Genomic DNA, 21016 nt, shown 5'->3' on the forward strand with positions numbered 1-21016 from the left:
GCGGCTTAGTGGCGTCTTATCGGTCGAAGGTAGGTTTGGCCTCATGGTTTCCGACCGTCTCCGCGTGCTCCTCGTGGAGGACGACCCGCGCCTCGGGCCGCTCATCGAGGACGTCCTCGCGGAGACCTACGACGTCGTCCGCGAGGTCGACGGCGAGGCCGGCCTCCGCCGGGGGCTGGCCGGCGTCTTCGACGTGATCGTCGTCGATCGCCGACTGCCGGGGCGGGACGGCGTGAGTGTCGTCCGCTCGTTGCGTGACGGCCGCGTCGTCGCACCGATCCTGATGCTGACCGCCCTCGGCGCCGTGCAGGATCGCGTCGAAGGGCTCGACGCCGGGGCCAACGACTACCTCGTGAAGCCGTTCGAGTTCGACGAGCTCCTCGCCCGCCTGCGGGCGCTCACCCGGACGTTCACCGGCGAAGGACGCGAGCTGCCCATCGGCGAATGGCGGCTCTACCCCGATAGCCGCTGCATCTACTCTCCGTACGACGGCCGCATCCAGCTGACCGAACGGGAGAGCGCCCTGCTCCGGTTGTTCGCCGAGAACCCGCGACGCATCTTCAGCAGGTCGCAGATCCTCGACGTCGTCTTCCAAGGCGACGAGCAACCCGGCACTGTCGACACGTACGTGCACTACCTCCGCCGCAAGACCGATCAGGAGATCATCACCACGGTCCGCGGCGAAGGCTACCGGCTGGGTCAGCCATGACCGACTCCCGCAACTCCGCATCCCGAGACGTCCGTCGCGCCTCCCGTGTCGTCGGGATGCAGCTGACGATCGCCTCCGGCGCCCTCGTCGTCGCGGCCATCGGCATCGCCTTCTTCGTCATCCTCGACGAGTTGCGACCCTCCGAGGTGAACGAGCCACCGAAGCCCGGCGAGCACAAGATCTACATCGACACCACCGAGGCGATGGTCGCCCTGATCTCCGTCGGCGTCCTCGCGGTCATCATCGCCGGCGTCATGAGCATGATCGTCACCCGTCGAGCAGTCCGCCCGCTCGGGCGAGCGCTTGAGTTGCAACGTGATTTCGTCGCCGACGCCAGCCACGAGCTCCGCACCCCTCTCACCGCGCTCGACCTGCGCCTGCAGACGCTGCAACGACGGCTGGCGCCCGACGACCCTTCCGCGTCCACGGTCGCCGAGTTGCGTGCCGACGCGCGCAACCTGATCGACGTCGTCAACGATCTGCTCCTCGCAGCGGACACGACGCGGGTGGTGGAGACCCGGCCGACGCCGTTCGCCGAACCGGTAGAGCGCGCCGTCGAGTCCCTCGCCGTGCTCGCCTCGGGCGCCGGCGTCCGACTGGACTTCCGCCGCGCGGCCGATCCGGAGACACGTTTCCCCGCTGCGAGCGTCCAACGATGCGCGACCGCACTGATCGACAACGCCGTGGCGCACTCCCCGTCCGGATCGAACGTCACCGTGACCGTCGGTCGGAGGAAGGGGTACGCGCTTCTCCGGGTCGCCGACCAGGGGTCGGGAATCGTCGGCATCGATCCGGCTCGCGTGTTCGACCGTTTCGCCCGCGCCGAGCCCTCCAATCCACGACACGAACGGACCAGCTACGGGATCGGGCTCGCGCTCGTGCGCGAGACGGCCGTCGGTTACGGCGGTGACGTCCGTGTCGTGTCGACGGGACCGACGGGCACCATCCTCGAGTTCCGGGTACCCGCGAGCTGACGGTTTCGACTGCTCCGGGCTCATGACCTGCAAGGCACGTCAGTCCTCGAGTGCAGCCTCCGGCTCCGCCGTCGGCGTGGCCGTCCGCGCGACCAAGCGGGGAGTCCGCCCGTTGCCCGTGACCGTCAGGTAGATGACCACCGCCACGATCGCGGCCAGGAAGAGGAGGCTGGTGACGATCGTCCCCAACCCGAGGCCGCCGTCCGTTGTCGGCTGCGAGAGGAAGTCGCCCAGGGAGGCCCCCAGCGGCCGGGTCAGGATATACGCGAGCCAGAACGCGACGATGGCGCCCAGCCGGAACGCGAAGTGAGCGAGCGCGACGACCCCGATCGCCGCGGCGAAGACGATGACGGAGACCAGGTAGCCGAGGTCCAGCTGCTCGGCGAGGAGATCACCGGCCGCGGTGCCGAGAGCGAAAGTGAAGAGGATGGCGAGCCAGTAGAACGCCTCACGGCGGCGCGTCACGATCTCGTGGATGGACAGGCTCCGCTCCACGCCGTACCAGACGGCGAACGTGACGGCGAGCGCGACGGCGAACACCGTCGTCGAAACACCCAGAGGTACGCCGAGGCCGTCGGTGAGGTTGTCGGTGATGAGGGTGCCGACGACGCTGATCAAGACCACCGTGAGCCAGTAGACGGCGGGGACATAGCGAGTGGTGCGGAACTGCGCCACAAGCGCGATCAGGAACAGCGCCGCCATGACCACCGAGGTGAGCTGCGTGCCGAGATGAAGGCTGGTCGCGAGGAGGTCCGCCGCGGTCTCCCCCACCGTCGTGGCGAGGATCTTGATGGTCCAGAAAGACGCAGTCGGTTCCGGCACCTTGTTCTCACGCAGGGCCGCACGGTCGAGCTCGGTCACAGGCACTCCTTGTCCATGGGTCAGTCACACGGACGTTAGGAGAACCGTCGCAAGGAGCCGCTAAGAATGAGTGGCTCTGGCGACCCAGATTTTCGTGTGTCGTGTACGCACCGATTGCTACGCTGACCTCGACCCGGGAGGACCGTTGGGACTTTTTCGTCGCCGCAAGGAACAGCCGCAGGCCGCAGATCGCATCGAGTGGTTGACCGCTACCGCTCGGCGACTACTGGCGGAGCGCGGTATCGAGACCACCATCCACCACGGCGATCAGCCGGAGGATGTCACGCTTGTCGCCTCCGACACGCAGTTCTACCCGCTCTTCAACGCGTTCGCCAAGACTCAGGGCGCCAGCGCAGAGCAGGCGACGCTGATCGTCACCGATCACATCAACAGCCTGGTCGACGCCGAGAGCACCCCCTCCGCAACAGACCTGTCGGCCGACGAGCTCCGGCAGCGGGTGCGGACTCGCATCCTGCCGGGTGGAGCGGGCGGCCCCGAAGGCCCGACCTTTCACTACGCGCGCCCGTTCGCGGGCGACCTCATCCTGGCGCTCTGCGTCGACTTCCCGACCACGGTCACGTACATCCACGATGACCAGGTCGACCAGCTCGCCCTGGGTCTGGAGGAGTTGTACGCCTTCGGTCAGTTGAACACCGACCAGGAGCCGATCGACGAGCGTATCGAGCCGTCGCCCGGCATCCACGTCGTCGCCGGTCAGTCGCTGTTCATCGCGTCCAAAGCGGCGAATCTTGCCGCGGTGCTCGGAGCTGCGCCGCTGGGGACGCTCTTCACCGTGCCCTACCGTCACATGATCATCGCGGTACCCGTCACTGGGCCGGCAACACTGGCCGCCGTCGAACAACTCGTCGGCCTGACGCAGCATGTGCTCAGCGAGGGACCACCGCCCGGCGGCGTGATCTCAGCCGACGTGTTGTTCTCGCGGAATCAGCAGGTCAGCCGAGTCTCATCGATGGATGAGAACGGCACGGTGTCGATCGTGGTCGACGACCGCCTCCAGGAAGCACTCGAGGAAGCGATCGGCTGAGCGGCCTCTGCCGCACTGTGCGGGCGACCTACTGCTTGCGAATCGTGTAGAAGAAGGACAGCGCCGCACCGGCAATACCGAAGGGAAGCGCCACCGGGAACAGCTGGGCCTCCGGATTTGCCAGCTGCACCAGGAGCAGCGCGAGGAACACCGCACCGCAGCCGCCGGCGATCCAGAGCACCCAGGAAGGCATGGCCGGCCTCAGGACCGAAAGTCGCGGTCGCGGATCGTCACTCGACGCCCAACAAGCTCATGACCGCTTGCGCCGCGACGACGATCCCGATCACGGCGACCCCGCCAGCGACCGAGGCGCCGAACGCGATCAGGCCACGGCGGCTCCGGCGGCCGGCAACCGTCCCCCGATCGAATGACAGTCCGGAAACTTTGTCGATGTTGGGAGCAACGATCGCCACGAACGGTTCCTGCGGGTCGTCCGGCAGACCATATGGCAGAGGGCGGTCCCGACCGTCGGCTCGGAAGATTCCGTCCTTGTCTTCGCGCATCTCGATCATGACGCCCTCCCATCCCCAGATGCTCGGAGCATAGGACAAGGCTGGGCGCGGCACCAGAAGCGCGGATGATCGGCTCAACGGAGCTGACCGCGATGCTGGGCGTCGAGCCGTCCGAGCAGCATGAGGGCGGCGACCTGATGGCACCCGACGACCCGTCGTTCGGAACTTATGACCTGGCCATCTGGAACCTCTACCCACCGAGGAGCGAGCTTGACGACGATCCGACGGGAGTTGCGGTCCTTCGCTGGGTCGTCGAGCGGCTGGTAGGGAAAGGGGACATCCTTCGAGCCCTCCGACCCGACTACGAGTTCGACCTGAGCTGGTGGGACAATCCACTGACTGGAGAACCGATGTGATGTTGCCTATCGATCTTCTCCAGCACATCGCAGCCCTGGGTGTCGATTTAACGATTGGCTTCGGTCCGGCCAATGACCGGTCCGAAGACATCATCGACTGACGTGTGGGATGACGGCCCAACCTACCCCCATCCGGCGCGGGCTTGGTTGTACTCGGTAGAGTCAGCGCCATGAAGGAGCCTCGAAGCGACCGGCGCTGGTATCGCGTGCTCTTCGGGAAGCCTCGCATCCGCCATGGTGTCGTTTGGCTGGCCATGGCCGTGGTCGGACTGTTTTGGGCGATCACTGGCGACGGGAACCTGTTGAGGTATCTCCTCGTCGCCCTGTGGACTGTGGGCGGAGCGACAATGCTCACGATCGCGGTGCGGGACCTCCGCCATGGCCGGGGCGCGTACGCTAGCCCCACCTTCGACCTGCAGGACTGAGCGCTACGGCCCTCTGCGGCCGCGATGAGGATGCGCAGACGCAGCCCGATGCCGTTTCAGTTGCCGCGCGGGTCGTCGGCTACGCGGTCTGACCCGCACGCGAAAGGCCCCGACCTCTCAGTGTTCACGCGAGAGTCGGGGTCTTTGCGTTGGCGGTACCGGTGGGATTTGAACCTAAAAAGTGAGCGCGGGAACAGCTGAGAGCGCCCATGGAATCCCTGATCAAGAGCGGGATTTGCTCAAGGGTGGACCAGGATGGGCTGGGATGTTTCCGGATCAAACGGGGAGAAAAGGGGGAGCGAGATCCGATCACGTCGGCGGACCCCACGCTGAACGAGGCGGCGCAGCGCACCTTCTCGGGCTGCGGAGGACAGTCGGTGAATCGCGTTGATGGCGGATACTGTTTGGTCATGATTCAGGAGAAGGCCCTGGAGGTGTACGCCTACATCGAGAACTGGTGGGGCGAACCTCTCACGCCAGCTCTCGTGTCACGCATAGCGGAAGCTCCGTGGCAGCATCTCCTCGCCTTCAGAGATCAATGGCCCGACCTCTACTACTTCTATCGAACCGGGCATCTGGACGAACTGGGGCCGGGCCAGTTGAGACCAACCTTCGGCCGGCTAGGAGCAAAAACCGCACTGAGCGCCGCCACCCAACTGCTCCTATACGTGGACGAACAGGTGTTGGACGCGAGCTTTCTTTCACCCCTCGATCCGATCTCGGAGCGCGATGACTCACCCGAAGCCCGTTTCGCTGTAGAACAGCTGCTCCTATGGATGGTTGAAACCCGACCTCTTGTCGAAAACGGATCAATACTGTTTTCTGGCAAACACCGTGCGCGACATCCCTCGGTAAGTGAGAAGGCGAACTGGGGTGTGCGCAACTCCCGAATCGCAGACTGGGAGGACTCCGAACTCGGGGTTTGGATCCCGAGATGCTTGGCGAAGAGCTCTATCGGCTCTCCTGGGACCTCGGCGGCAACGTGCTGGCTGTTCTCGACAGGGGAGCCAACCCTCTCGCCCTATCGAGAGCCGAAGAGACCTATTACAGACTTACCCTCGGAGACCTGCCGGTCGGGGACAACCGTGTGACGCAACTGACAACCCTTGCGAGGTTCGATGTGCCGAACCTTCGAACGAATATCGGCGCAGTCGTTGCACTACGCCGCGATGAGGAAGCGTTCGCCACCTGGCGATCTACCCTGAAGAGCGCAATGCTCATGGTCGACGGCATCCCGGAAGATGCCAACGCAATCCGTGCCGCTCAGGCAAACCTCGCTGAAGAACTAAACGATGCCCTTGCTGTAGTTGAAGGCAGGACGCGCCGTTCCCCTGCCCTCGGGGCGCTGGTCGAAGGGTCGAAGGGACTTGCCTTCGCCGGAATAGGCGTAGGGGTAGGTGCCAGCGTCTCCCTGGCAGCGGGGAATCCAATCCTCGGAACAGCGGCCGGCCTGGCGAGCACGATTAGCTCGAAGGCCGCGGAAACCGTGGCAGCTTACGTGAAAAATCGGAGGGAGCAGAGGCGCTCTCGCGCCATCTGGGATGTGACGATGAGCTTCCGAGATCCATCGTGATTCGAATCACAGGGACCGCTCTCTTGATGGTCACGGCGGCCGAGAACGCCTCCTGATGGGGGTGGAGCGGCCCTTCCGGGGGAGAGGATCACTGTCGGGAGGAGTGCGCCGCTGCTCGTCAACGCCGCGATCTTGACTGCCCTTCGCCAGCGATGGCACTCGAAAAGACCGAGGCCGGATGCTTGGCTGACTTACCTGCAGGCCCATTCCTTGATCGCGTAGGACGCCTTCACCCGCTGCTCCGGAGCAGGGCGATACTCGTCCAAGCACATCTGCGTTTGGTCGGCGTAGTTGCAACCGTCGAACTCGTTGGCCGAACCAATGAAGGTCACGGCCTTCGTCTCTCCCGGCAGCATCGTCTGATCGCCACCCGTGCATCCCCAGGTAATGGTGTGGCCGGTGTCGTTGGTGATTGTTTCTTTGAAGCCGAGCCCCAAGGTGCTGTCCCACCATGGCCGCGCTGCCAGAGCAACCATGAAGAGCAGGCCCACTCCGAGGACGCTGAAGATTACGATCATCCCGATGTCAGAGCGGGATCGTCGCGCGTGAGGCATCCCCAAATCGTAGCGGCCGAACCCCCTTAGGACGCCATCGCCCAATAGAGTGCAGCCATGACGTACGACCGCTTCGTGATGACGATCAACGGTGAAGAGCACTGGGCGATTGATGACCTCAGCCGAGTCCAACATGACGTGATGGAAGCGATCCGGCTTGGAGGCCGAACGGTCACCGTGAACACGCGGCAGGACAGCCCGCAGGTCGAGCCCGCACAGTTTTACATCGACGGCGCTACCAAGTTCGACATTCGCCAGATCGAGTAGCGCGCTTCCGTCGCGGCTAGGCCTCTGTTCCCACGCCTCACCCTCCACGAACTGAGGCACACAGCTGCGAGCCTCGCGGTCAGCGCCGGGGCGAACGTGAAGGCGGTGCAGCGCATGGTCGGCCACAAGAGCGCCGCCATGACCTTGGACGTATACGCGGACCTGTTTTAGGACGACCTCGACGCCGTGGGCAGCGCCCTGGACCAGGCCCGCGCTCTCGCAAAGAGGGGGCAAATGGGGGGCTACGCGGTCTGACCCGCATGCGAAAGGCCCCGACTTCCCAGTGTTTACGCGGGAGTCAGGGCCTTCGCAATGGCGGTACCGGTGGGATTTGAACCCACGGTGGGCTTTCACCCACACAACTTTTCGAGAGTTGCACCTTCGGCCGCTCGGACACGGTACCGCGGACTATCGTACGCGATTCCGTCGGACGACTCCAATCGGGCGGCCCCGGCTTTCCGCGTCGCTGGTCGGGGGTTACTGTTCCGTCCATGAGAGCTCTCCGCCGCCTGATCGTCACCGTCGCGAGCGTGGGCGTCACCGCCGCCCTGGCCGCCGTCGGGTGGCAGCGCGTCCAGGCCAAGCGGGCGTCGGTCGCGGAGGGCCGGGTCCGGCTCAACGAGCTGCTGCCCGTGCATTCGAAGTGGTGGCGGGATGCGGCGAAGGATCCGGGCGAGCTGCTGTACGTCGCCATCGGGGACAGCGCCGCGCAGGGCATCGGCGCCTCCGCGCCCAGGAACAGCTACGTCGGCGTCATCGCCGACCACCTCCGGGCGGTGACTGGCCGCACGGTCCGCACCGTCAACCTGTCCGTCTCGGGCGCGACTGTAGCACTGGCGGTGGCCGATCAGCTCCCGCGGTTCGCGAGCCTGCAGCCCGACATCGTGACAGTGTCCATCGGCGCCAACGACATCGCCGCGTTCGACCCCGCGCGCTTCCGGGAGGGGATGCGGAAGGTGTTCGCCGCCGTTCCCGACCACACCATCGTTGCCGACCTCCCCTACTTCTACCTGCCGTGGAACGAACGGAAGGTCGCCGAGGGCAACCGCATCCTCCACGAGGAGGCAGCCTCGCGCGGCCTGACCGTCGCCCCGCTGCACGAGACGATGCGCCGGGAGGGGCTGCGCGGCGCCTTCACGCAATTCGCCGAGGACCTCTTCCACCCCAACGACCACGGCTACCGCGTGTGGGCGTCGGCCTTCCTCCCGGCGGTCACGACGCGGGCGCGCGCGCTGTACCCGCGCACCGGTGAGGCGGCGGAGCAGGAGGAGGCGCTCAGCGCCTGACGGTCGCCGGCGCCAGGTGCGAGAGGATGCGTCCCCACATCGGTACGACGGCCAGGTGGCCCGCGCCAGGGACCATCTCCATCCGCGCGTCCGGCAGTGCGTTCTTGTACCAGGCGGCGTGCGCATGCCCCGCCAGTGGGTCGGCCTGGCCCGCGAGGATGAGCGTCTTGGCCGCGACGTCGCCCAGGTCGAAACCCCAGGGACGCGCGGTGTAGCTGAGGATGTCGCCTGCTACTCCCCCGGTGCCCTGACGGAACGCGTCCTTCAGCATCATCCCGAGCCGGTCGCGCACCCCGGGACCGCCCAGCGCCTGTGCGTCTGCCGCGCCGATGCGGAGCATGTCGAGCGGCACGTCGGCCGGCTCGTCGGCGGCGGCGACGGCGTCCGCCTGGGGCTGGAGCATCTCACTGAGCTTCGCCATCGCCTCCGCCGGGGACATGGCGGCGAGCTGGTCGGAGAGCTCCTGCTGCGCAGGGGCGATCCACGGCACCGCCTCGTTCGGAGCGGGCGTGCCGACGATGGCGACCCGATCGACCAGCTGCGGATGGCGCGCGGCGACGGCGAGCGCGACCCGTCCGCCCGCGGACCAGCCGGCGACGCCGACGGTGCGGGGGCGGCTCACCCCGATGACCGACTCGGCGACGACGACCGAGCGCAGGTACTCGGCGATGTCGTCCGCGGCCTGCACGATGCTCGGCCAGCTCCCGACGGGCCACGGGTCGCTCGAGCCGTAGCCCGGGCGGTCGAGGCCGACGATGTGGGCGTTGCGCTCACTGGAGGCGTCCGGGTCGGGATCGAAGATCGAGGACCCCGGGGCGGCGTGGCAGAGGATCACGATGCGTTCGGCATCCGGGTCGCCGAGGGCGGTGATGCCGACCTTCCGGCCAGTACGGAGAGTGAACATGCGATCGGCCATGCGGCCCATTGTGCTCTCGGGAGGAGCCGGGCAGAAGTGGTCACATCGCTGGGTGCCGGCCCGATGTCCACAGGTCGCCGCGATCCTTCCTGGGATGACGGTGGCTCGCCGTAGGGTGGAGCACGATCCAGGAGGTTCTGTGCCCAAAGCGTCTGTCACCTACCGCTGCTCCGAGTGCGGCTGGAGCACGGCCAAGTGGGTGGGGCGCTGCTCCAACTGCGAGGCGTGGGGCACGGTCGAAGAAGCGGCTCAGCCGACCGGCGTGCTCCGTGCGCTCAAGCCGGTGACGATCGCGGCGGGGCGCGAGGCGCGGGCGATCACCGACATCGAGGCGGATCGGGTGCCACGGCGTCCGAGCGGCATCGGCGAGTTCGACCGCGTGCTCGGGGGCGGGATCGTGCCGGGCGCGGCCATCCTGCTGAGCGGCGAGCCCGGGGTCGGCAAGTCGACGCTGCTGCTCGAGGTGGCGTCCCGGGCAGCACACGCCCGCAACCGCGTTCTCTACGTCAGTGCCGAGGAGTCGGTGAGCCAGGTGAGGATGCGCGCCGAGCGCACGGGGGCGGTCCACGACGAGCTCTACCTCGCGTCCGAGACCGACCTCGCGACCATCATCGCGCAGATCGACGCGGTGCAGCCGTCGCTCGTCATCGTCGACTCGGTGCAGACCGTGTCCAGCAGCTCGGCAGAGGGCATCGCGGGCGGCCCGAGCCAGGTGCGCGAGGTCGCCAGCACGCTCATCCGGGTGGCCAAGGAGCGCGACCTCCCTGTGCTGATCGTCGGCCACGTCACCAAGGACGGCTCCATCGCAGGCCCCCGGCTGCTCGAGCACCTGGTCGACGTGGTCTGCCAGTTCGAGGGCGACCGGCAGACCGCGCTGCGGTTCGTCCGGGCGCTGAAGAACCGATTCGGACCGACGGACGAGGTCGGCTGCTTCGAGATGGCCGGCGACGGCATCGCCGAGGTGCCCGACCCGAGCGGGCTGTTCCTCAGCCGCACCACGACGCCGGTGTCCGGCACGTGCGTGACAGTCGCCATGGAGGGCCGCCGGCCGCTGCCGGTCGAGGTGCAGGCGCTCGTCGTCGGCACGACGGCGCCGAACCCGCGCCGCGTCACCAACGGGGTGGATGCGTCCCGCGTCGCGATGCTGCTGGCGGTGCTCGAGCGCCGGGCGGGCATCAAGCTCGGCGACAAAGACGTCTACGTCTCGACCGTGGGCGGCGTGCGGCTCACCGAACCGGGAGCCGATCTGGCGATCGCGCTGGCCATCGCGTCCGCCGCGACCGACCGGGCCATCCCGCACACCCTCGCAGCGTTCGGCGAGATCAGTCTGGCCGGCGAGATCCGCCCGGTGGTCAGCGGCAAGCAGCGCACGTCGGAGGCGGCTCGCCTCGGCTTCGCGACCCGGGTGGACGACCGCAGCGCGTCCATCCGCGAGGCCCTCCGACTGGCGTTCAGCGCGGCTTCGACGGAACGGGAGCGGGAGCTCGACGCGGCCTTCTGACGATGTCGATCGCGGCGGCCGCCGTTCGACGCACGCGTGAGAACACTCCGAAGACGGGAGAACCGACCATGCCGCAGTACGCGATCTTCATCTACTCCGACCCGACGGCCGAGCACGACGACGCCGAGCTCGCCGAACACCAGAAGCACTCCGACGACCTCATCGAGGCGGGAGCTCTCACGGCTGCCTACGCCCTGAGCGAGCCGGCGGCCGCCAGGTCGATCCGGGGCAGCGGCGAGATCGACGGCCCGTACACCGAGACAAAGGAGCTCATCGCCGGGATCGGCGTCGTCGAAGCGCCGGACCTCGAAGCGGCCCTCTCGCTCGCCCGGCAGAACCCGGCCATCCGCCACGGCGCCGGCGTCGAGGTGCGCGAGATCGTGGGCGCCTACACGCGCGCCGACGGCGGCAGCGGCGAGGGCGTCACCGCGGTCACTTCAGGATGAACTGCTTCGTCTCGGAGCTCTTCACTCCCGAGACGCTCGTCTCCAGGTGATATGACGCCCCCGCCGCCGGCACCTGTTCGCGCTTCGCCTGACAGGTCGACGGGTCGGACCGGGTCCGGTCCCACGTGATCGGCGCCTGGGACGAGATGGTCTTGCCGGGCTGCAGGAGCACCTCCGCATCCACCTTGTCGCTCTGGCAGTCCGTCGACTTCCAGTAGACCTCCGAGCCGCTGGTGATCGTGAACACCTGCTGCGCCGTGCCTGCGTCGATGGTGCACGCGGCGGACCCGGTGTTCGTCAGCGCGACCGAGAGCTGCGGCAGCTCGCCCGAGGCGTACTGGTCCTTGTCGGTGACCGCCGCGACCCGCACGTCCGCGGGCTTGCAGGGCTGTCCGTCCGCCGACGCGCTGCTGGTCGGGATGCTCGTCGAACCGGCGGCCGGGGTGTTCGTCGCCGCGGGCGCCGGCTGCTTCTTCGCGGGCTCGCCGCCTGCGGAGCCCGGACGCACGACGATCAGGACGACGACGACCACGACGGCGATGACGCCGAGGAGGACGATGAGCCGGCGACGCCAATAGACGCTGCTCGGCTGGGGGCCGACCGGGTTCTTGAACGTCGACATGCCCGCATGATAGCCAGCGGGCGGTCGGGCGCCGGACAGGCGCGCCCGGCGGTCAGGCGGCACTCAGAGACGCTTGAGCATCCGCGTGTTGCCGAGGGTGTTCGGCTTCACGCGCGCGAGGTCGAGGAACTCGGCGACGCCCTCGTCGTGCGAGCGCACGAGCTCGGCGTACAGCTGCGGGTCGACGGTCTCAGCGCCCATGTCCTCGAACCCGTTACGGCCGAAGAAGCCCACCTCGAAGGTGAGGCAGAACAGGCGGTTCAGCCCCAGCTCGCGCGCATCCGTCTCCAATCGGGCGAGCAGCGCGTGGCCGACTCCCTTGCCGAGCCAGTCGTCCGAGACGGCGAGCGTGCGGACCTCGCCCAGGTCGCTCCACATCACGTGCAGCGCACCGCAGCCGATGAGCTCGCCGTCGGCATCCTCCGCCACCCGGAACTCCTGCACGGCCTCGTAGAACGTGACCGTCTCCTTGCCGAGCAGGATGCGTCGCTGGACCAGAGGCTCGACCAGTTGCTGGATGCGCGGGACGTCACCCGTCCGCGCGCGCCGGATGCTGAATCCTGGACCGCTGTCGCTCACCCGTCAACCCTACCGAGTCGGCGCGCCCCCCCGGCTCAGGGCTGCGTGATCAGCGCGGGGAACGCGGAACGGCCGGCGCCCGTGGTGGGCGCCGGCCGTTCCGTTGGGACGAACTCAGTCGTTCGCGGCGAGGTCCGGGGTCGCAGGCCCGGTGCCGATCGCGGCAGTCGAGTTGATGCCGGCGCCGATCGGCTCCTTGCGGGCCGTCGTCGTGAACACGAAGTCGTTGTCGGCGAAGTCGACGTGGACGTGGTCGCCCGCGTTCAGCTCGCCGTGCAGGATCCGCTCGCTCAGCCGGTCCTCGATCTCGTGCTGGACCGCGCGGCGCAGCGGGCGGGCGCCGAGCGTCGGGTCGAACCCGACCTCGATCAGCCGCTCCTTCGCCGGGACGGTCAGCTCGATGGTCATGTCGCGGTCGAGCAGGCGCGTCGACAGGCGCTTGATGAACAGGTCGACGATCTGCAGGAGCTCGCTCTTGTCCAGCTGCGGGAAGACGATGATCTCGTCGACGCGGTTCAGGAACTCGGGCTTGAAGTTCTTCTTCAGCTCCTCGTAGACCTTGCCGCGCATCCGGTCGTAGCCGGTCTGCGGGTCGCCCTCGATCTGGAACCCGACGGGGCCGCCGGAGATGTCCTTCGTACCGAGGTTGGTGGTCATGATGATCACGGTGTTCTTGAAGTCGACGACGCGGCCCTGGCCATCCGTGAGACGTCCCTCCTCCAGGATCTGGAGCAGCGAGTTGAAGATGTCGGGGTGCGCCTTCTCGATCTCGTCGAACAGCACGACGCTGAACGGCTTGCGGCGGACCTTCTCGGTCAGCTGGCCGCCCTCCTCGAAGCCGACGAACCCGGGAGGGGCGCCGAACAGTCGGGAGACGGTGTGCTTCTCGCCGTACTCCGACATGTCGAGCGAGATCATCGCCGACTCGTCGTCGAACAGGAACTCGGCGAGCGCCTTGGCCAGCTCGGTCTTACCGACACCGGTGGGGCCGGCGAAGATGAACGAGCCGGAGGGACGCTTCGGGTCCTTCAGGCCGGCACGGGTGCGGCGGATCGTCTTGGAGAGGGCCGCGATGGCCTCCTCCTGGCCGATGACGCGCTCGTGCAGCGCCTTCTCCATGTAGACGAGCCGAGCCGACTCCTCCTCCGTGAGCTTGAACACGGGGATGCCGGTCGCCTGGGCCAGCACCTCGGCGATGAGGCCCTCATCGACCTCGGCCGTCGTCTTCACGTCGCCCGAGCGCCACTGCTTCTCGAGTCGGAGACGCTCGCCGAGGAGGTTCTTCTCCTCGTCGCGCAGGCTGGCGGCCTTCTCGAAGTCCTGGTCCTCGATCGCCGCCTCCTTCTGGGAGCGCACAGCCGCGATCTTGTCGTCGAACTCGCGCAGCTCCGGCGGAGCGGACAGGATCGACAGACGCAGGCGGGCGCCGGCCTCATCGATCAGGTCGATGGCCTTGTCCGGGAGGAAGCGGTCCTGGATGTAGCGGTCGGCCAGGTTGGCCGCCGCGACGATCGCGCCGTCGGTGATGGACACCTTGTGGTGCGCTTCGTAGCGGTCGCGCAGCCCCTTGAGGATGTTGATCGCGTGGGGCAGCGACGGCTCGGCCACCTGGATGGGCTGGAAGCGACGCTCGAGGGCCGCATCCTTCTCGAAGTGCTTGCGGTACTCGTCGAGCGTGGTCGCGCCGATCGTCTGCAGCTCACCGCGGGCAAGCAGCGGCTTGAGGATGCTGGCCGCGTCGATCGCGCCCTCGGCGGCGCCCGCGCCGACCAGGGTGTGGATCTCGTCGATGAAGGTGATGATGTCACCGCGGGTGCGGATCTCCTTGGTGACCTTCTTCAGGCGCTCCTCGAAGTCACCGCGGTAGCGGGAGCCGGCGATGAGGGAGCCGAGGTCGAGCGTGTAGAGCTGCTTGTCCTTCAGCGTCTCGGGGACGTCGCCGCGCACGATCGCCTGCGCGAGACCCTCGACGACGGCTGTCTTGCCGACGCCGGGCTCACCGATCAGCACCGGGTTGTTCTTGGAGCGGCGCGACAGGATCTGCATGACGCGCTCGATCTCCTTCTCGCGTCCGATCACCGGGTCGAGCTTGTTGTCGCGCGCGGCCTGGGTGAGGTTGCGGCCGAACTGGTCGAGGATCTGGCTACCGGCCTGCGCGGTCTGCTGATCGTTGCCGCCGACCTGAACCTGCTCCTTGCCCTGGTATCCCGAGAGGAGCTGGATGACCTGCTGGCGGACGCGGTTGAGGTCGGCGCCCAGCTTCACGAGGACCTGGGCGGCGACGCCCTCGCCCTCGCGGATGAGGCCGAGCAGGATGTGCTCGGTTCCGATGTAGTTGTGGCCGAGCTGCAGCGCCTCGCGGAGGCTCAGCTCGAGCACCTTCTTGGCGCGCGGGGTGAACGGGATGTGGCCGGTCGGCTGCTGCTGACCCTGGCCGATGATGTCCTGCACCTGCTCGCGCACGGCGTCGAGCGAGATGCCGAGCGACTCGAGCGCCTTGGCGGCGACGCCCTCACCCTCGTGGATCAGGCCGAGCAGGATGTGCTCGGTGCCGATGTAGTTGTGGTTGAGCATCTTGGCCTCTTCCTGGGCCAGGACGACAACGCGACGGGCGCGGTCGGTGAATCTCTCGAACATGTCTACTCCTCGTACGACACCGGGCAGGTTCGGCGTCGATACAAAGAGAGTAACCACCGCTCCCCCGCCTTCGTGGCCCTGTTCGCCGTGGGCGTGACGCGGTTGCGCGGGCTGGGCGGATCGCCCGGGATCAGCCCTGGCGGGCGGGCAGCGTGAGCGTCGTGTCGGGGAAGACGACCTTCACTTCGCCGGTCTTGGTGATGCGATCCGGGGTGCCGAAGACCGTGGTGTGCGGCACGAAGTCGCGGGTGCAGATCCCGCCGGGAGCCGGCGCGAGCGTCGCCGTGATCTGCGTGCTGCTGGTGGCGGTCACGTTCTGCACCTTCGGCGGGCAGGTCGAGCTGCCGTAGAGCACGATGGCGAGCTGGTCGCCGTCCTCGAGCCACACGGCCCAGGAGGCGCCTCCCGCGCTGCTCGCGGGCGGCTGCACGCCCTTCGGCTCGCCCGAGTAGTCATCGACTGGGCGGTTCGGGGAGCCGGTGCATCCGGCGAGCGATGCGGCGGCCACGACCGCTGCGATGGCGGGGAGGAGGCGGGCGGCGGTCCGGTGCACGTGACCATTCTAGGAAGGCCCGCTGTGGATCGGCGCAGGACGCCTAGGATGCCGCTATGAGCAACCTGGAGCGCGACCCGGCGGAAGTCGTGGCGGACACCGCCGTGCTCGAGGACGCGCGGGTCGAGATCCTCGAACCGCGCGATGTGCCGCTCGGCGGCCCGCGCGCGATGACCGTCCGCCGTACGCTCCCTCAGCGTCGCCGCTCCCTGATCGGCGGCTGGTGCTTCGTCGACCACTACGGCCCGGACGACGTGTCGTCCTCGGGCGGGATGCGCGTGCCGCCGCATCCGCACACCGGTCTGCAGACCGTCAGCTGGCTCTTCGAGGGCGAGATCGACCACCGCGACAGCGTCGGAAGCCATGCGCTCGTGCGGCCCGGCGAGCTCAACCTCATGACCGCGGGGCACGGGATCAGCCACTCCGAGGTGTCGACGCCCGGCACCGAGCGGCTGCACGGCGTGCAGCTGTGGGTCGCGCTGCCGTCGGTCTCGCGGGATATCGCGCCCTTCTTCGAGCATCACGCGCCGGTCGCTGCGCCTCTCGGCGCGGCGACCGTTCGGACGTTCGTCGGCTCCCTGGCCGGGAGCGGAACCTCCGCGACCGTGTTCTCGCCTCTCCTCGGAGCGGAGATCGTGGTCCCGGCAGGGGCGACGATCGAGGTGCCGGTCGAGGAGTCGTTCGAGCACGGCGTCCTGGTCGACACCGGCGAGGTGATCGTGGACGACGTGGAGGTGCCGCTGTGGCACCTGGCGTATCTCGCGCCCGGCCGCGGCGTGCTGACGCTGCACGCGTCGTCGGACGCCCGGGTCGTGCTGCTCGGCGGCGAGCCGCTCGGCGAGCAGATCGTCATGTGGTGGAACTTCATCGGGCGCAGTCACGACGAGATCGTCGCCTTCCGCGCCGACTGGCAGGGCGACGTGATCGCCGGCGACGACGCGGACGGGAGGTTCGGTACCGTCGAGGGGTACGAAGGGTCGCCGCTGCCCGCGCCGGAGCTGCCGACGGTGCGGTTGCGCCCGCGCGGCTGACGTCGTCCGTCCACAGGTCGGCTGTCACGCCGGTTCTCTACAGATTTCCTCTGCGCTGCTTCGCTCCTGTTTCCGGATGCCAGGATTTCCGTATGCATGCAGATCCATTGCATCTGCATGCAGCATTCATCTATCCTCGAGCCATGGGAGTCACCGTGCAAGTAAGAGACCTGGACCCAGCTGTCGACGACCGCCTCAAACGAGCTGCCGCAGACAAGGGGCTGTCGTATTCGGAGTTCCTCCGGCGGGAGCTCACCCGGATGGCTGAGAAGCTGCGGATCGAAGACCGGTGGAGCGAGGCGAAGGCAGCACACGATGCGCGCGTCGCCGCCGCACAATCCGCAGAGCCGCTCCCGCGCTTTGACATCACCACCGACGAGATCATCCGCGCGATCCACGAAGGGAGGAAGGGCCGGTGATCGCCGCGGTGATCGACTGCAGCGCGCTCGTCGAGTTGATGTCCCAAGGTGGGCTCGCAGCGATCTGGGACAACCCGGAACTCTCGGGATGCATGCTCGCTGCGCCCCATCTCGTCGACGCGGAGTTCGTGAACGCCGTGAGGGGACTCTCCCGTCGGAATCCCGAACTCGGCGAACGGTTCGAACAGTTGCTGGCCGAATACCATCGGCTCGATCTCACGCGTTTCGAGCACGCCCCGTTGACCTGGGAGGCGTGGCGGTTGCGAGATCGCATGACCGCCTACGACGGCATGTACGTCGCCCTTGCCGCCGACCTCGGCCTACCGCTCATCACCGCGGACAGGAGGCTCGCTCGCGGCGCTCGCGGCGTCTGCGACGTCCGGCTGCTCGAGGAGCTGACAGCCGCCTGAGCGGGCGACGCCCCGCACTCACTGCAGGGCGGAGGTCAGCCGCGCGAGATTGTCGAGCACGGTGGAGCGCAGCGGCTGCTTCATCCACTCCTCGAGCGTCAGCTCGCGGCTGTCCTTGCGGTAGCCGTCTTCGACCCTGCGCATCTCCTCGACGAAGGAGCGTCCGCGCACCATCAAGGAGACCTCCATGTTGAGCTGGAAGGAGCGCATGTCCATGTTGCTCGAACCGATGACCGCGACGTCGTCGTCGATCGTGAAGTGCTTGGCATGAAGGATGTAGGGGGCCTTGTACATCCAGATGCGAACGCCCGCCCGCAGCAGCGCCTCGTAATACGACCGCTGCGCGTGGTAGACGAGCGCCTGGTCGCCGATCTCCGAGACGAACAGGTCGACTTTGATCCCCCGCTGCACGGCCGAGGTGATGGCCATCAGCATCGACTCGTCCGGCACGAAGTACGGCGACGTGATGACGATGCGCTCCTGGGCGTAGTACAGCAGCGCCAGGAAGAGTCGCAGGTTGTTCTCGCCGGCGAACCCGGGCCCGGACGGCACGACCTGGGCGTCGAGCTCGTTGTCGTCGATCTCGTCCGTGATGGGCTCGGTCTCGCGACGCAACAGCTCGTCGGTCTCGCTGTACCAGTCGGTGATGAAGATGGCGTTCAGACCGGCGACGATCGGGCCCTCGAGCCGGACGATCAGCTCCTTCCACTTGAGCCCGCGCCGGATGTTCGACTTCTTGTTGTAGCTGCGATCGATGATGTTCTGGGAGCCCATGAAGGCCACACGGCCGTCGACGATGAGCAGCTTGCGGTGGTTCCGCAGGTCGGGCCGCTGGTACTTGCCCTTCAGCGGCTGCACGGGCAGCATCAGCTGCCACTTGGCGCCCATGGCGGTGAGCCGTTTGAGGGTCGCCTTGTAGTCGGGGGTGCGCAGCGACGCGATGTGGTCGAGCAGGACGCGCACGATCACCCCGCGCTTCACCGCGGCCTCGAGCTCGTCGAACAGCGGCGCCGTCGTCTTGTCCAGGGTGAGGATGTAGAACTCGACGTGCACGTAGCGACGCGCCTTGGCGATCTCCGCGGCCATCGCGTCGAGCGAGCCCTGGTAGTCGCCGTTCAGCGAGGCGCGGTTGCCGCCCACGAGCGGCATGGCGCCGAGCTTGCGATTGAGCTCGACGACACCCTCCAGCCACGGCGGCCACGGGTGATCGCGGCGCACCCGCTCGATGCCCTCGGTGCTGTCGATGATGAACCGGTTGATCTCGTCCTGCTTCTTGCGCCGGCCCTTCGGGAGCTTGTAGCTGCCGATGAGCAGGAAGAACAGGATGCCGATGTACGGGATGAGGAAGATCGCGAGAAGCCACGCAGTCGCCGACGTCGGCTTGCGGTTGCGCGGGACGATGATGATCGCCAGCACGCGGATCACGAAGTCGACGAACAGCGCCAGCCAGAAGCCGACCGTGAGCCAGAAGCCCGTCTCCATCCGCGCGCAGATCCCTCCGAAACCACAAGGGTCGCGTGCACGCCCTCCGGAGTTACGGTAGCGGAATGTGCGGCCGTGGGCCGGTTAGGGCTTGGGGGCGAGCCCTCGCCGAGCCCGCTCTTCGGCCTCCAGGCGCGAATACGCCTTGCGCTCATTGCGGTCAGCCCGCACGATCGCGCGCATGATCGCCCAGAACAGCAGCCCGACCAGCACGGTCGGTGCGAGTGCCCAGACGATTCCGCCGATGACGTCGTTCATAACGCCTCCATGCTAACCCGCGCCCGCTGGGAGCTACTTGACCAGCGGGAAGAGGATGGTCTCGCGGATGCCCAGGCCGGTGAGCGCCATCAGCAGGCGGTCGATGCCCATGCCCATGCCTCCGGTCGGCGGCATGCCGAACTCCAGCGCACGCAGGAACTCCTCGTCGAGTCGCATGGCCTCGTTGTCGCCGGCCGCCGCGAGCTTGGCCTGCTCGACGAACCGCTCGCGCTGGACGACGGGGTCGACCAGCTCGGAGTAGCCGGTCGCGAGCTCGAAACCGCGCGTGTACAGGTCCCACTTCTCCACGACGCCGTCGCGCGAACGGTGGGCGCGGACGAGCGGGCTCGTGTCGACGGGGAAGTCCATGACGAAGGTCGGGCGCACGAGGTCGGTCTTGACGTAGTGTTCCCACAGTTCCTCGACGTACTTGCCCGCCAGTGGGTGCTCGATCTCGATGCCGGCGTCGGCCGCCAGCTCGCGCAGGCGCTCGATCGGGGTCTCCGGGGTGATCTCCTCGCCGATGGCCGCCGACAGGCTGTCGTACATCCGGATGCGGTCCCATTCGCCGCCGAGGTCGTACTCGGTGCCGTCGGCCCACGTCACGACGTGCGAACCCGAGATGGAGAGAGCTGCGTCCTGGATGAGCGTCTGCGTCAGGTCGGCGATCGAGTTGTAGTCGCCGTAGGCCTGGTAGGCCTCGAGCATCGCGAACTCGGGCGAGTGCGTCGAGTCGGCGCCCTCGTTGCGGAAGTTCCGGTTGATCTCGAACACCCGGTCGATACCGCCGACGACAGCGCGCTTGAGGTAGAGCTCCGGCGCGATCCGCAGGTACAGCTCGGTGTCGAACGCGTTCGAGTGCGTCACGAACGGCCGCGCAGAGGCACCGCCGTGCATCACCTGCAGCATGGGGGTCTCCACCTCGACGAACTCGCGCTCGGCGAAGGTGCGACGCAGGCTCGCCACGGCGGCCGCGCGGTCGAGGACCGTCTTGCGCGCCTGCTCGCGGGCGATGAGGTCGAGGTAGCGCGCGCGAACGCGCGTCTCCTCGCTGAGCTCGTTGTGCAGGTTCGGAAGCGGCAGCAGCGCCTTGGCGGCGATGCGCCACTCCTGTGCCATCACAGAGAGCTCACCGCGACGGCTCGACACGACCTCGCCGGAGACGAAGACATGATCGCCCAGATCGACGAGCTCCTTCCAGGCGACGAGCGACTCCTCGCCCACGGCGGCGAGCGAGACCATGACCTGGATGCGCGAACCGTCGCCGGCCTGCAGGACCGCGAAGCAGAGCTTGCCCGTGTTGCGCAGGTGGACGACGCGGCCGGCGATGCCGACGACCTCGCCGGAGCCCTGGTCCGGCTCGAGGTGGTCCCACTTCGCGCGCACGGCGGGAATTGTCGTGGTGACCGGAACGTGCACCGGGTAGGCGCCGCCACCCGCGTTCTCCGCCTCGGCCAGGAGGCGGTCGCGCTTGCTCAGCCGGACCGCCTTCTGCTCGCTGACGTCCTCTTCCGTCGGGTCGAGTGCCAGGTCGTCGGCGGTGGTCTGCGCGTCGGTCATCGCTGTCTTTCCGTTCCGGGTGGCGGGGTCGTGCTTCTCA

The 21016-nt window shown here is 67.6% G+C and carries 21 protein-coding genes, 1 tRNA gene and 1 pseudogene; 12 read left to right on the forward strand and 11 right to left on the reverse strand.

Annotated features, from left to right (window positions below; all coding sequences use genetic code 11):
• The first annotated feature begins 43 nt into the window (after nt 1–43).
• Both A0130_07940 and A0130_07945 read left to right on the forward strand, forming a co-directional pair.
• A complete protein-coding gene (locus tag A0130_07940; protein ANF31612.1) occupies nt 44–709 on the forward strand; it encodes a two-component system response regulator in 666 nt (221 codons plus the stop codon).
• Nucleotides 706–1683, forward strand: a complete 978-nt coding sequence (locus tag A0130_07945; protein ANF31613.1) for a hypothetical protein — start codon at nt 706–708, stop codon at nt 1681–1683. Before A0130_07940 ends, A0130_07945 begins: the two co-directional genes overlap by 4 nt.
• Nucleotides 1684–1800: 117 nt before the next feature.
• Here the strand turns inward: A0130_07945 and A0130_07950 are convergent.
• Nucleotides 1801–2520 (reverse strand): annotated as a pseudogene (locus A0130_07950) (hypothetical protein).
• Nucleotides 2521–2746: 226 nt separating this feature from the next.
• Between A0130_07950 and A0130_07955 the strand changes: the two are divergent.
• Nucleotides 2747–3589: a hypothetical protein gene (locus A0130_07955; GenBank protein ANF31614.1), complete on the forward strand. Its 843-nt coding sequence runs from the start codon at nt 2747–2749 to the stop codon at nt 3587–3589.
• Between the two features lie 230 nt (nt 3590–3819).
• Here A0130_07955 and A0130_07960 read toward each other — a convergent pair whose 3' ends face one another.
• Complete coding sequence (locus tag A0130_07960; GenBank protein ID ANF31615.1) at nt 3820–4101, reverse strand: hypothetical protein; 282 nt, start codon at nt 4099–4101, stop codon at nt 3820–3822.
• Nucleotides 4102–4166: 65 nt separating this feature from the next.
• Between A0130_07960 and A0130_07965 the strand changes: the two genes are divergently transcribed.
• Nucleotides 4167–4457, forward strand: coding sequence for a hypothetical protein (locus A0130_07965; GenBank protein ANF31616.1), 291 nt, complete (start codon nt 4167–4169; stop codon nt 4455–4457).
• 206 nt (nt 4458–4663) lie between these two features.
• A complete protein-coding gene (locus A0130_07970) occupies nt 4664–4882 on the forward strand; it encodes a hypothetical protein (protein ANF31617.1) in 219 nt (72 codons plus the stop codon).
• Nucleotides 4883–6646: 1764 nt separating this feature from the next.
• Here the strand turns inward: A0130_07970 and A0130_07975 are convergent.
• Nucleotides 6647–6973 carry a hypothetical protein gene (locus A0130_07975; GenBank protein ANF31618.1) on the reverse strand — a complete coding sequence of 109 codons (327 nt, stop codon included), beginning with the start codon at nt 6971–6973 and terminating at the stop codon, nt 6647–6649.
• A 93-nt stretch (nt 6974–7066) separates the two neighbouring features.
• Here A0130_07975 and A0130_07980 point away from each other — a divergent pair, with 93 nt between their 5' ends.
• Nucleotides 7067–7276 (forward strand): hypothetical protein, encoded by a 210-nt coding sequence (locus A0130_07980; GenBank protein ANF31619.1) that lies wholly within the window; start codon nt 7067–7069, stop codon nt 7274–7276.
• Between the two features lie 313 nt (nt 7277–7589).
• On the opposite strand, the gene A0130_07985 is transcribed toward A0130_07980, so the two are convergent.
• Nucleotides 7590–7679 (reverse strand) — tRNA-Ser (locus A0130_07985).
• Between the two features lie 88 nt (nt 7680–7767).
• On the opposite strand from A0130_07985, the gene A0130_07990 reads away from it, so the two are divergent.
• The gene (locus A0130_07990; GenBank protein ID ANF31620.1) at nt 7768–8562 is read left to right on the forward strand and encodes an esterase; all 795 of its coding nucleotides are present in this window, start codon (nt 7768–7770) and stop codon (nt 8560–8562) included.
• Here the strand turns inward: A0130_07990 and A0130_07995 are convergent.
• Nucleotides 8552–9478 carry a hypothetical protein gene (locus tag A0130_07995; protein ID ANF31621.1) on the reverse strand — a complete coding sequence of 309 codons (927 nt, stop codon included), beginning with the start codon at nt 9476–9478 and terminating at the stop codon, nt 8552–8554. The genes A0130_07990 and A0130_07995 overlap by 11 nt on opposite strands.
• Before the next feature lie 139 nt (nt 9479–9617).
• Between A0130_07995 and A0130_08000 the strand changes: the two genes are divergently transcribed.
• Together A0130_08000 and A0130_08005 are read left to right on the forward strand one after the other, a co-directional pair.
• Complete coding sequence (locus tag A0130_08000) at nt 9618–10979, forward strand: DNA repair protein RadA (GenBank protein ANF31622.1); 1362 nt, start codon at nt 9618–9620, stop codon at nt 10977–10979.
• A gap of 68 nt (nt 10980–11047) precedes the next feature.
• Nucleotides 11048–11425, forward strand: a complete 378-nt coding sequence (locus A0130_08005) for a hypothetical protein (GenBank protein ANF33350.1) — start codon at nt 11048–11050, stop codon at nt 11423–11425.
• Here A0130_08005 and A0130_08010 read toward each other — a convergent pair.
• The 4 genes from A0130_08010 to A0130_08025 form a co-directional block, all read right to left on the reverse strand.
• Nucleotides 11412–12047 (reverse strand): hypothetical protein, encoded by a 636-nt coding sequence (locus tag A0130_08010; GenBank protein ID ANF31623.1) that lies wholly within the window; start codon nt 12045–12047, stop codon nt 11412–11414. The two genes, A0130_08005 and A0130_08010, sit on opposite strands and share 14 nt — an antisense overlap.
• Nucleotides 12048–12110: 63 nt before the next feature.
• Nucleotides 12111–12626, reverse strand: a complete 516-nt coding sequence (locus A0130_08015) for an N-acetylglutamate synthase (protein ANF31624.1) — start codon at nt 12624–12626, stop codon at nt 12111–12113.
• 114 nt (nt 12627–12740) lie between these two features.
• Complete coding sequence (locus A0130_08020; protein ANF31625.1) at nt 12741–15263, reverse strand: NDP-hexose 4-ketoreductase; 2523 nt, start codon at nt 15261–15263, stop codon at nt 12741–12743.
• Nucleotides 15264–15393: 130 nt separating this feature from the next.
• Nucleotides 15394–15816, reverse strand: a complete 423-nt coding sequence (locus tag A0130_08025; protein ANF31626.1) for a hypothetical protein — start codon at nt 15814–15816, stop codon at nt 15394–15396.
• A gap of 56 nt (nt 15817–15872) precedes the next feature.
• Between A0130_08025 and A0130_08030 the strand changes: the two genes are divergently transcribed.
• The 3 genes from A0130_08030 (at nt 15873) to A0130_08040 (ending at nt 17676) form a co-directional block, all read left to right on the forward strand.
• Nucleotides 15873–16847, forward strand: a complete 975-nt coding sequence (locus tag A0130_08030; GenBank protein ID ANF31627.1) for a pirin — start codon at nt 15873–15875, stop codon at nt 16845–16847.
• 143 nt (nt 16848–16990) lie between these two features.
• Entirely contained in the window at nt 16991–17266 is a 276-nt protein-coding gene (locus A0130_08035; protein ANF31628.1) for a hypothetical protein, read from the forward strand.
• On the forward strand, nt 17263–17676 hold the full coding sequence (locus tag A0130_08040) for a PIN domain-containing protein (GenBank protein ANF31629.1): 414 nt from the start codon (nt 17263–17265) through the stop codon (nt 17674–17676). Before A0130_08035 ends, A0130_08040 begins: the two co-directional genes overlap by 4 nt.
• An 18-nt stretch (nt 17677–17694) precedes the next feature.
• Here A0130_08040 and A0130_08045 read toward each other — a convergent pair whose 3' ends face one another.
• Together A0130_08045 and A0130_08050 are read right to left on the reverse strand one after the other, a co-directional pair.
• Nucleotides 17695–19158, reverse strand: coding sequence for a cardiolipin synthase A (locus A0130_08045; protein ID ANF31630.1), 1464 nt, complete (start codon nt 19156–19158; stop codon nt 17695–17697).
• Between the two features lie 291 nt (nt 19159–19449).
• Entirely contained in the window at nt 19450–20976 is a 1527-nt protein-coding gene (locus A0130_08050) for a lysine--tRNA ligase (GenBank protein ID ANF31631.1), read from the reverse strand.
• Between the last annotated feature and the right edge of the window lie 40 nt (nt 20977–21016).

Source organism: Leifsonia xyli, from assembly GCA_001647635.1.
GTDB lineage: Bacteria > Actinomycetota > Actinomycetes > Actinomycetales > Microbacteriaceae > Leifsonia > Leifsonia xyli_A.